At 65.6% G+C, this 11,982-nt stretch carries 6 protein-coding genes and 1 pseudogene; 2 read left to right on the top strand and 5 right to left on the bottom strand.

Features of this window, described 5'->3' with window-relative positions; all coding sequences use genetic code 11:
- Nucleotides 1-229: 229 nt before the first annotated feature.
- From ACFV2J_RS14270 to ACFV2J_RS14290, 5 genes are all read right to left on the bottom strand, one after another.
- Entirely contained in the window at nt 230-787 is a 558-nt protein-coding gene (locus ACFV2J_RS14270) for an HNH endonuclease (protein ID WP_385438767.1), read from the bottom strand.
- A gap of 1,623 nt (nt 788-2,410) precedes the next feature.
- The gene (locus tag ACFV2J_RS14275) at nt 2,411-2,797 is read right to left on the bottom strand and encodes a hypothetical protein (protein ID WP_385083617.1); all 387 of its coding nucleotides are present in this window, start codon (nt 2,795-2,797) and stop codon (nt 2,411-2,413) included.
- 154 nt (nt 2,798-2,951) lie between these two features.
- Nucleotides 2,952-4,121, bottom strand: a complete 1,170-nt coding sequence (locus ACFV2J_RS14280) for a helix-turn-helix domain-containing protein (RefSeq protein WP_385083618.1) — start codon at nt 4,119-4,121, stop codon at nt 2,952-2,954.
- Complete coding sequence (locus ACFV2J_RS14285; RefSeq protein ID WP_385083619.1) at nt 4,108-4,902, bottom strand: hypothetical protein; 795 nt, start codon at nt 4,900-4,902, stop codon at nt 4,108-4,110. Before ACFV2J_RS14285 ends, ACFV2J_RS14280 begins: the two co-directional genes overlap by 14 nt.
- Before the next feature lie 205 nt (nt 4,903-5,107).
- The gene (locus ACFV2J_RS14290; RefSeq protein WP_385083620.1) at nt 5,108-9,160 is read right to left on the bottom strand and encodes a hypothetical protein; all 4,053 of its coding nucleotides are present in this window, start codon (nt 9,158-9,160) and stop codon (nt 5,108-5,110) included.
- A gap of 145 nt (nt 9,161-9,305) precedes the next feature.
- On the opposite strand from ACFV2J_RS14290, the pseudogene ACFV2J_RS14295 reads away from it, so the two are divergent.
- Nucleotides 9,306-10,539 (top strand): annotated as a pseudogene (locus ACFV2J_RS14295) (IS256 family transposase).
- Between the two features lie 28 nt (nt 10,540-10,567).
- Nucleotides 10,568-11,788 carry a LacI family DNA-binding transcriptional regulator gene (locus ACFV2J_RS14300; RefSeq protein WP_385083621.1) on the top strand — a complete coding sequence of 407 codons (1,221 nt, stop codon included), beginning with the start codon at nt 10,568-10,570 and terminating at the stop codon, nt 11,786-11,788.
- Nucleotides 11,789-11,982 lie beyond the last annotated feature (194 nt).

Here is an 11,982-nt window from a genome sequence, read left to right on the forward strand (position 1 = left end):
GGTGTGGGGGCGTGTGGCTGTCTTGTGGTGTGGTGCTTCCGTGGGGGGGGGGGGTGTGATCCTTCGGGGGTGGGGCGTTCGTGGGTTTGGGTGCCCCCCCCCTGTCCTGGTATTTCAGCTGTCGGGGTGGCGGGATTTGAACCCACGACCTCTACGTCCCGAATGAGGGTTCTGAGGCGTCCCCCGTGATACGGGCAGGCTTTGTGGAGCATGGCGGAGACGACCGTTATCAGCTGTCGAGGTGTCTCGCAGAAGATGCTTCTGGACCCGGCTCCGTCTTGCCTAGGAACCGGGCGACCACGGCAGGGTGGATGAATTCGTCTGGGCCGATTCCAATCGAGTCCTTGCTTGACTTTCGCCAGTTGCAGCCCTGGTGAGCCAGTTGCACGTTGCTTAGGGTGTCGGGTCCGCCAGCGGCGATGGGCACTACATGGTCGATGGCGGCGGACAGCGGGTCCGGCCACTGTGCGGTCTGGTCCACTGGGAAGGAGCAGAGCTGGCACTGCCAACGATCCCGTTCGAACACGTCGAGACGCTCGTATCGCTCGCGGCCATTGCCTCGAATCCTGGCCCGACGACGGTTCGCTGCGTCTGCTTGCTGGCGACGACGGAGGTCCGGATCTTCAGCCCAGCGTCTGCGACGCGCTTCGTTTTTCCATGCCGGGAGACAGCCATCACAGCGAACCGCTGAGAGCTTTTTGGCCGTGATGTCCGCTTCGCAGTCGCGGCAGAGGTGTGTCCCTACATGCTTCGGATAGGGCTTTGAGTGGCGCTCGAAGTACTCCATGCACGCTTGGCTGCACCACTTGCGGCGAGGACCGCCCAATGGCTGTCCGAACGACCGGCCGCAGCCTGCCGCGCAGTAGGTGATCTCATTGGCTGCAGCGTTCCGTGCACAACTTCGGCACCCGATGCGGCGCCGTCCGCACGTAATGTCGGAGATCTTGACAATCGTGCCGGTGCCGCAATCCATGCATTCGACAGCTACTGCGAGCGTGGCTCGGGCGTACGGTTCAGTCAGAACCAGGCGGAGACTTGCCAAGGCTTTGAGTGCTTCGGACTTGGGCAGGGCGCGGTCCCGCCCTGCCCGGAGACGTCGAAAGCAGTGGATGCATGAACCACCTCGGATCGCATTGCTGAGCAGCACTGCTGACACCTCGCCGCAGTTCAGGCAGGCGACCTTCACAGGCTGAGCGCTGCCCTGGAAGGCTTCCAGCGGTCGGTAGCCGTTGTTCGCAAACATTTCCGAAGCGCAATGAGTACACCAGCCGGGCCGCCCAGATGCCGTGTATCTGATGCTGCACTGGGTGCACTTGGCCCCCAACGCGTCTCCGTACAGTTTCTGCAGGCGTCGGTGCCGAGGGCAAAGCCCCAAAGCGGCTGCCGCCTTCGGGCAGTCCTCAACAGCGCAGAAGCGCGTCTGCCGGGGAACTGCTTGGTGCAGTGGGTCTCCGTGCCTCTGCCAGCGCGCGTAATGGCTGCGGCAGTACCCACGCGCCACGACTAGACCGCCGCAGCCTTCGAGTGTGCACTGCTTGAAATCGCCGGTCGAGAGCCGCTCCTGCCGCTTGAGCTCGGCGCGCTCTCCACCGGCCCGCTGGGCGCACTGCTTGGAGCAGAACCTTTGCCACGGCATGGCCTGCGGGGTGAACACCCGTTGGCAGTGTGCGCATGCCTTGGCGAGGCCGGCGAGCTTTCGCTGAGTCTGGGCCCGGCGGGTCTCATTGCCTACTTCGCGGCGTCGTTTCGTGGCGCACACGTCGGAGCAGGTCACGCAGGCACGATGCCGAGTGGAGGGGATTGGGCCTGCACACACCACGCAGACGAGGTGCTTCTGTGGTGGGCGGTGAGTGCCCCTCTTGCTCGCAACGCCTTGCCGTTCGCGGCACTCCACCCCGCAGTACTTAGCCCGGGGAGCCCGTTCTGGTGGGATGCTGCCGCCACACCATGCGCAGGTTGATGCCATCCTCTGGTCCTCCATCCGGCTGCATCGGCTCGGTCAGCGCAGAGTAAGCGGAGGGTCTGACAACCCAGTTGGACGGATAGGCGAGGGACGACGATCCGGACCGAGCGACACGGATGCTGCTGCCACGAGCCACGGGATCTGGCAGACTTCAGGGAGTTCTCGTCGGGACCGCTCGACAGGTGACTCGTGGCCACCGGAGAGCACGCAACGGATGGTGTACCAACCTTGCCGAAACGGGTTGGTGAACCGGCTGACGATTCAAGATCGTCAGATCGTGCGCTCTCTGCTGCGGTAAGCCGTCCCGCCAGGGTTTCAAGATCGATGGGACCCGCGCTGTCCCTCCGGTGGCGATAGAAGCAGCAACTCAGCCCGGTGAAGACGTTCTGGTGGAATCCGCCGGCACTGCTCAGGAATGAGAGTCTGCGGCTCCCTTCGCCCCAGTGCTCAGGCTGCGGCTTCGCCGGGGGCCTCGTCCTCTGGGGGGTGGACCCAAGTAGTACCGGGTGCGAGGTCGGCCCCTGTCTCCGCCTTGTACTGCGCCTTCTTTTCCTCGCTGGCGTTCTGGCCCTCGGCGAGCTTCCGTAGGTGGGGGGTGGGCGACTGCCGAGGCTCGCCCGTGGTTTCAGTGGCGGAGGTCTGCTTCTGATCCGCGGTGTCCTCGGGGGCGCTCGGTTCCATGGCGTTCCTGGCGATCACGGCAACGGCGATCAGAGCCACGCTGCCGACAGCGCCGCCGACGGCGAGGATCTTCCCCCTGTGCTTCCTGAACAGATTCTTCGTCTTCTCGGCGAAGGGGGTGGGCTCGCCGTCCTCGGGCGTGGAGTCAGTCACGCGCACACATCTACCGCCTCATTCCTCACCTGTCAGGCAATCAGCCGACATCGCCCGATCAAGTTCGGTGGCCTGGCGCCGTTGATGTCAGAAGGACTTGGCAGAGTGCCAAGCAGTGAACCGCGCCTGCGTCTCCTGAGGTCGAGCGGCGCTGCTACTGGACCAGTCGGAGCATCGGCCTCTGTTCCTGAACGCCCAGAAGGTCCCGCACCCTCTTGTCTGTCCAGGCCAGTTCATGTGCCAGTTGGGAAACCGAGAGGCCCCCTTCCTTGGCAGCCAGGTCGAAGGCTTGTCCGAGCAGCGAAGGCTGCTCGCCGGGGAAGTTCGAGACCGATTCCGCAGTGAAGCCGGGCTGGCCGTCGAGAGCGCGTAGGCGCTGATATGTCCTGCTGGCGGTGGCGTCGGAGATCAGCCCCAGCTCGCGGCGGCGGTAGACGAGAGAGTGGAGGGAGACTCCCCAGACTCCCCTGAGCTCGGCCAGGCGTGCAAAATCCATTCGCCGTGGCAGGAACGGCAAGATGCTGTCCTGGGGGGTCAGGAACTCGGCGGCAAAGGCATCAGCCTCCTTCTCCTGACGGCTGTCACCGGTGGCATCGCCGTGAAGCACAAGGTGGCCCAGCTCATGGGCGGCCGTGAACCGGTGCCGGTAGATGTCGTCGGCCCGGTTGGCGGTCAGAACGACGAGCGGCCGCGCGGCCCGGGTGGAAAAGGCGTCCACGCTTGCAGCGGAGGGATCACTGGCGGGTGGCATGACTACGACAATCCCGTGGGATTCCATCCGCCTCACCAGATGCGTGACAGGGCCGTCGCCGAGGCCCCAGCGCCTGCGAAGCTCGCGGGCAGCGGATACGGGGTCGGTGGGCAGCTCTTCGCCGGGATGGACCTCTCCGCCAGCGAAACCGGGCAGATCGACGAGAGGCAACTGGACCCGCTGGTCCAGCGAGTACGTAAGCTCCCATACCTGTTCGGCGAAGGCGAGCGCACGTTCTCGCTGGGACTTCGGTGTGCTGCGCAGGCTTCGGAAATGCGCCATGGAAGCGTCGAGCCGATTGGCCGGCCTTCCAAGCAGGAAGAACGTCACCGGAACCCCGAGGATCTCTGCGAGCCGGGGGATCAAGTCAGGTCGTGGCTTCGACACCCCCGTCTCGTACTGCCCCACGGCGGCAGGCGTCACTCCAAGCTGGGCGGCCACGTCCTTCTTCGTCATCTCCGCCAGCCGACGAGCTTGTGTCAGCCGGGTGGGATCGAAGCCGTCAGAGATAGCACGTGGCGTGGCGCCGCGTTCTTCCGTACCGGGAATGAGGTCTTGCTTAATGGGTCGCATCGTCTTCGCTGGTCTGGTCCTCGACAGGTTCTGCCTCGGTCTGCGCAGGTACTCGCAGGGCCTGGTCCGAGGCGGTACGAGAGGACAGCGTAAGGGTGGGTTCGATTCCGTCGGCGAAGCTGGTGTGTGCCGTGATCTGGTTCGGAATGCTGATCGGTCGCAGCGTGTACGAGGTGACCTCCTGAGGCAGGTGGAGCGGCTCGGGATCGGTGGCCCACTCCAGCTGCCGGTTCATCCCGAGCGCCGCGATGCCCCAGTACGCCTCAAGGAGCTCGGAGGCGTTGCAGGCGAAGGGCACCAGGACCAGCTGGGTGCCCTGCGGGACCGTTGCCAGAGCGCCGCGCGGTTCGGCGATCGGGACGGTCGACCCAAAGTCGAGGTCGAACGGATCCTGGGTGTGCTTCGGCGTCGGCGCGAACGTGAAGAGCTCCTGTACCAGACGGGACTGGCTGGGGATGCGCGCGCTACGCACGTCTGACTTGGTCTTGGAGTACCGGAACGGGTAGAGCAGCCCGTTTCCGATGAGCATCAGCTCGTACGAGAAGCCGAACGGCTTGACCGCGCGGGCGCCAGGCACCTTCTTGAGTTCGTCCTGAAGCCGCTCGTACTGGTTCTCGTATCGGCTGGTGCCGTAGACGCGGGTGGTGCGGGATGCGGCTTGCTCCTGTGCAGCTTGTGCGTTGGCCTGCATGTTGCGAAGGCCCTGCCCGACGCGGCGGCGTGCATCTGCTGCGTGCTCGCCGAACACGTCGGTCGTCCACGACGACGAAGGCATACTCATGCGGACGACTCCTAGGGTCGAACTACGCATCGAAGCATTCCATTGCAGCCCTGACTTTAGTTGATGTCTAAGATTTTGCACAACTGCTTTGATGTCCGGCGCGCCTGCTGCTCGTAGGGCGGGCTTAGGAGCCTGCTCCGGCCTGCTGGGGCACACCAACGAGCCCAACACCAAACGGTGTTGGAACGCCGTGAGATCCGTTGAGTCAGCAAGACTGCGTGGGTGGGGTGTCATCTGGTAGCTCGGCGAGGAGTCGCGCGGCACGGTCGGGGCTGAGGTCCCATTGCAGGCAGATCGTGATCAGGCCGTCCAGCTGTTGAGAGTCCTCCGTCGGGTGGTTAGTCATGCCTTGAGCGATGGCGGTGGCGAGGTTCGGCATTCCTGAGTCTCGGAGAGCCGTGCCCTCGGCGCACTCGCTCTCTACTCGACGAGCCAGGGAGCTGAGGCAATGCTCGACCTCACCGATGACTGGGTCCCCTGGCCGGAGTGCAGTGATGATGCCCTGTGCCTGCTGGAACTGTGCCACTTCCTGGTCAGCGATACTTTGGTGTCGCGGGTCGGGTTCCCGCAGAGCCGTCAGGTGGGCCAGGCCGGAGAGACACTGGAGAGCTTGGTGGGCGTCGATGACTGCGTTGGTGAGCGGCGTCGGGTGAGCTTCAGGAAGGGCCGCGCTCCAGGTGTCGAAGAGGTCGATTCCGGGCCAGAGTTCATCTTGAAGCTGCTGTGCGAGATGTCGAACCGGCTTGCCGTCTGCAAGTGGCACGATAAGGACGGGCCTGCGGTATCCCTGAGATACTTGATCATGCCGCATCAGCCCGCTCAGCTGGGTCACCACGGCCTGCCATTGGGCAACATCGTCGAGCGCCACGCCTACTGCCAACTGCACAGGCGGCCACTCCACCGCCTTTGCGTCGGTGATCGGCCGAGAGTAGAGCTGAACGGAGAGCCCCACTGCTTCGGCCTCGGCCTGGAGCTTCCGCTGGACTGCTATCGCTCGTTCGTTGGCAGCCGCTCGGGCGAGGTCCGCCGCTCGGGCGAGCCCCTGTGCAGACGGCCCAGACCGTGCCGCGGTCCTGAGCGCCTTCGGCTCGAGGGTGCCCCAGGTGAGCTCAGCGAGAACGGGGTGCAGGTCGGTGAGAGTCTTAACTACTTGATCGAGGGCGGCCGGCGGTTTCTGGTCGATGAGGTGCCAGCGTTCCTCGTCCCGCACGCGCAGTACGCCCGTCCGCAATGTCTCCCAGGCATAGCTGGCGAGTGCCCGGTGCTCCGCGGGGTCGAAAATCCTTCGGGTGAGATTGTCTGCGATCCCGTCCACGAGCAGATGCAGCTGATCCACCCCACCGCCTGGAGCGGCATCGTCGGCAGGCAGCGCGGACAGAGATGCGCTGTCGGCGGGCAACGTTAGTGCGGCGGCCTGCTCCAGTAGCGCCGCTTGCATCGTACGAAGCTTGGCCATGTCCCTGGGCCCCGCGCGGTCGATGGACCAGGCCCGGGTCAGGTCCGTCAAGTACTTGTTCAGCGCGGGGAGCACAGTGCTCGCTGCTGCTGTTCGAGTTGTCCAGTCGGTGGTGCCGGCCGCAGCCGTGGCGATCAGTGCCTGTGCACGGATCCACGCCACCTGGGTCATCGAACGGTCATACCTGCGCTGCAGGCGGCTGACTCCACCCGTGAAGTCACCGAAGGTCTGCGGAATTCCACCAGGCAGCAGGCTTTGGACGTCCACGCTCTCGCAGTGCGGAAGGCAGCGGAGCAGGATCCGCCCGAACGTCCGGATCGATTGTTCCGCATCTGGCTGAGCCCGATCGGACACATGCATGAGACGGGCGTACGCGACCGGACTGCCGTCCCGCTCTACGACGGATGCCTCAATAACCCACGGGGATTCGGCCCTGAGTCTCGCCAGGATTACCTCCTCTCCACCCGCGAGTTCAAGCAGGTCCCTGGCCAGAGTCGACGACAGGGCGCGTGCCGCTGTGAGGAGGTCTCCCAGCGACTCAACCGATGAGTCGAGGAGTATCCGCGCGAACGGTGAGTCCGCGAGTACCTGCGGCCAGTCCGTGACATCCAGCTCCGTTTGGGCGAGCACGGCCAGGAACCTCTGGGCTTCGGTCTGCTCCTCGCACTGTGCGAGTACGTGTGCCAACTCGGCCGTGCCGAGCCGTTCCGCCAGTGCGTCGCGTAGCGGGGAGCCGAAAGAACCGGTGGCGCGGATCTCGGCCGTGGCAGCGGCGATCTCGGGTTTCAGGTTCGGCAGCGGATCGCCGCCCAGCACCGCGAAGTACAGGAGCGTGCGACGGTTTGCGGGCGACACCCGGTGCCGATCGAGGATCTCTGCCCACTTGGCGGCCTGACGAGTGAAATCGACGAGACGCAGGGCCTGGAGGATGCCTGTCATCCCAGCTGTACCGGGCCTTTGCCCGAGTTCGACCACGACCTGCTGCAGTACGACGGAATCCAGATCCGGGTATTCCGCGAGGGCGCCGGCCACGAACGGCTGGAGCTGTGCATCGGCCAGCATTCGCATCACCGAGATGACGGTCTCATCCAGCACCGGTGGCGGCACCGCATGTACGGCATCGGCCAATCTGCCGGAGCGCAGCTGATGAAGCCCGGACAGACGTCCCAGCCGCTCGTGGACGAGGTGTTCGTCCACGAGGCGGGAGAGTGCGACGCGGAGTTCGGCATCGCCGATGCCGAGTTGCTGCTGTACTGCCCGCAGCGGCACGTCGGCGCCCCATTTATGGGCCACCGAGATTCTCGCCAGGATCTCGATCTCCGTCTGTCGCCCTTCGATCACCCGCCGGTTGACCTGCTCAGACAGGACATCCGACAATCGCCGTCCGCGGGTGAGAAGGTGCGTGAACTCCAAAGTCAGTCCGTCCGCCGCTTCGTATGCCTCCCGCCAGTGCGGCGCTTTCGTGAGACCGGATGCGGAAAGACCTCTGTAGATCTGTTTCGCGACCTCCTCGTCGAGCGCTACCGCGATCTGGGTGCAACCCGCCTGGCTTCGGAGCGGCAGCAGGTCCTCGCTACGCACAGAGCCCAACAGCAGAACGCCGGGAATCGGTGCAAGTTCACGATGGAGAACGTCCCAAGCCTCGGCGGCTCCGATCCCGATGCCGTCCACCACGAATCCGACCGGCGAGCGCGTCGATGGCTTCAACGCCTTGGCGAGTCGTACCAGCGAGGCGGTGTCCTCGTTCCGCAAGTGCCTGATCCGGTACCAGAGCACATGCCTGGTCACATAGGCGGCCGTCCACATGACGGTTGACTTGCCGACTCCGGATGGGCCGGTGACAAGGATGCTTTCTTCGCGGTCGATCGCTGCCACAACCTGACCAGTCAGACCTGGCCTGGGGGCTGGAAGGCCGGCGGCGATGTGGCCGGGCTGTACGTCGATTCCCTCGTAGAAACCTGTCGGCCGAAGCGGGCGATCGAAGTCGACCGGCTCACAGACGCCTGCCGCCAGTGCTTCTTCGAGCGACTCGCGATCGATGGTTTCCACGACCTCCTGCGCGATACGGTCGATGCTCGTTCGGCTGAGCCCGGCCGCCTCCGCGAGGCTCGTTTCCGCGTTGGCGTCGGCATGGCCTGCGACAGCGTCGCGCAACGCCAGCACGACCGGCTCTGCTCCTGCGGGCAGCAGCCCGAAGCGCTGTACTACCGCCGTGCAGGTCTGCTCCGCCGCTGTCCGCCACGGCAGCACGTAGAGGCTGACTATTGCGCACCAGGCGTCGATCTCGTCTCTGCTCAGACCGGCTTGCTCAGCCTTTGCGTTGAGTTCCCGCAGCACTGGGTGGCCTGGCGGAAGGGCATCCAGTGGGCGGCCCCATTCGGTGAACCACTCACTGTCGACTGGCCGTTCGAGTACGAGGACTGCTCGACCGGCTACCCCCGCTTGCTTACGCTTGGCGTGGGCTTTGGCCATGGTGACAAGATCCCCGGCCACGTGGGAGGTGGTGAAGTCTCCGACCCGTTCCTGGCGTGACTTCACCTGGACGTGCCACGGCGTCGGGCCTTCACAGGAGAGGTCTTCAAATCCCTCCGGGACAATGCGATCGATGACGAGAGCGCGGGACAGTACGCGGCCGCACAGCCACGCTCCGACGGCATCCTGGTAGTGAAACCCGCGGCCCGCCCGCGCCCCTGAGCGCGTCCGCATCCACAGGGATCCGTCGAGTTCACTACTTGAGTCGCTCTGCTTCGCGGGTACGGCGGGCCCGACCTGCCCACGTCGTCGCTTGTTCTTGCTGGCCATGCAGGAAGCATGGCACCCGCGTATGACAGTCGAGGCGACTTCAACATGCGGGGCCCGCCGAGCATTGCCTCTGCAGAGGGATCGAATCACATAGGCGGGGACTGTAAGACGTTCGGTGTAACTCCCGATCATGGAAGATGCATCGATGACCAGTGAGAACGTGTCCGAGTCCGAGACCGCCGAGCCCGGGAGGGCTGCGTCGGTGAAGGCCGTGGACGACCAGTTGATCGACGAGCTGGTGGGCCGTGCCCCGGCCGAGGGCCTGCAGCTGACCGGTGAGGGCGGCCTGCTGCAGCAGCTGACCAAGCGGCTGCTGGAGTCCGCCCTGGAGGGCGAGATCACCGACCATCTCGGTTATGACAAGCACGATGCGGCGGGCAAGAACGGCGGCAACTCCCGCAACGGCAAACGTTCCAAGACCGTGCTGACCGACGTGGGCCCGGTGGAGATAACTGTGCCCCGTGACCGCGACGGCTCTTTCGAACCGAAGATCGTCAAGAAGCGGCAGAAGCGCTTGAGCGGCGTCGATGAGATGGTGATCTCGCTGGCCGCGAAGGGTCTGACCACCGGCGAGGTGCAGGCCCACCTGGCGGAGGTCTATGGCGCCGAGGTCTCCCGCCAGACCATTTCCACCATCACCGACAAGGTCCTGGAAGGCATGGTGGAATGGCAGAGCCGCCCGCTCGACCCGGTCTATCCGGTCGTCTTCATCGACACCATCCACGTGAAAATCCGCGACGGTGCGGTGGCCAACCGACCCATCTACGTCGCCCTGGCCGTCACCACCGAGGGCCGGCGGGAGATCCTGGGGCTGTGGGCCGGCGACGGCGGCGAGGGCGCCAAGCACTGGATGCACATCCAAGGGCCTGCCTGAGGCGGTGGAGACCGTCTGGCCGCGGACGATCGTGCAGACCTGCGTGGTGCACCTGCTGCGGAACTCCTTCCGCTATGCCGCCCGCCAGGACTGGGACAAGATCGCCCGTCTCCTCAAGCCGGTCTACACCGCCCCCACCGAGGAGGCCGCCCTGGACCGCTTCGCCGAGTTCGCCGACGCCTGGGGCCGGAAGTATCCGGCGATCGTGAAACTGTGGGAGAACGCCTGGGAGGAGTTCACCCCCTTCCTGCGGTTCGACACCGAGATCCGCCGCATCGTCTGCACCACCAACGCGATCGAATCGGTCAACGCGCGAATCCGGCGCGCGGTCAAGGCCCGCGGCCACTTCCCCAACGAGCAGACCGCCCTGAAGTGCGCCTACATGGCGATCATGTCCCTCGACCCCACCGGCAAGGGACAGGCCCGCTGGACCATGCGCTGGAAGACCGCGCTGAACGCCTTCGACATCACCTTCGACGGCCGCCTGTCGGCAGCCCGTCAGTAGCCTCAACTACCCCAGTTACACCGCCCGTTTGGCAGTCCCGGCGCTCGCCGGCATCCTGCGCACGGACGTCGAGCTGTGGGAGAAGAAGGAGAAGGCCGTCTACGCGGCCTCCAGCGTCAAGACCTGGCGCTCGACGCTCCACCTGATCTTCGAGGACGCGATCGACGAGGAGTTGATCACGTCCAACCCGGCCGCCCGACGACGCGGGCGCGGCAAGCGCGCCGGCCGCTCCCGAGACCGAGGTCCGGAGAAGGTCGTCACCGACCCGCTTGGCATCCTGCTGACCGCCGAACGGGCCGCCCTGCTCTCCGGCCGCGACGATGAGTTCGGCGCCGTCGTCCTCAAGGGGTACACCGGCATGCGTTGGGGCGAAATCGTCGGCTTGGAGACGGAGTTCGCCCGCCCCGGCTCCATCCGCGTCGAGTGGCAGCTGTACGAACTCGACACCGGCGAGCTCGTGCGCTGCCCGCCCAAGGACGACAGCTACCGCACCATCTACGCGATGGACTGGCTCTCGGCCCTGGTCGCCAACCACGTCGCCCGTACGAAGCCGAAGCCCTGCCCGTGTCACGGCAAGACCTACGTCTTCCGTGGCCAGGGCGCGGCCCGCACCGGCGGCCACCAGGGCGCGAAACTCCTCGATGTCGCACGCCGAGCCGAAGTCTCCACGGGAACGGTGTCCAGCGTCCTCAACCACCCCGACCGCGTCACCGAGGCCAAGCGGATGAGGGTGGAGCAGGCCATCGCGGACCTGGGGTTCGTGCGGGGCGGTGTGGTGCCGGAGCACGCAGCCCACTGGCGTCGAAACGGCTTTGCGACGTGGCTGTTCACGCCGGCGGTCTCCGGCTGGTACCCGAAGAAGGCGCCGCAGGAGGCACGCCCCGTCCCGCTGCTCGGCGAGCCGAGTCCGGGTGTCCCGGTACGAGGACGTAACGCGGGCGAGCGGGCCGACTCCTGCTGGACACCGATCGCCAAGGGGCTCACTCCCCATGGCTTGCGCCACACTCACCGGACGGTGATGGAGGACCTCGGCACGGAGAAGGTCCTCATGGACGAACGCATGGGCCACATCGACGGCTCGGTCTCGGCGCGCTACGCGCACGTCACCCCCGGCATGCGCAGGCGCCTCATCGGCGGGTTGACCGAGCAGTGGGAAGCGTCTCTCGACGCCCGCTTGGTGCTGAGCCTCGGCTCACCGGTGAGCTCGCTGGATGCGCTGCTGCGAGCGCGTCTGGGTTCACGTCAGTAGCCGATGTTCGGGAGCCGATTCGCGCGATCGGCTCCCGAAGGACGGAAGGTGCCACGTCTTCATGAGGCACTGGAGCGTGCCGAGAGACTCAGCCCTGAAGACTCACGCGGCACCAGGGGCCCGGCCTACATGCCAGGCAAACTGGAGGCAGTTTCGGCCAATCCTTAGCTATCCAGTGAGGTTGCGCGCATTGT

The sequence above is a fragment of the Streptomyces sp. NPDC059668 genome (assembly GCF_042734135.1).
Lineage (GTDB): Bacteria > Actinomycetota > Actinomycetes > Streptomycetales > Streptomycetaceae > Streptomyces.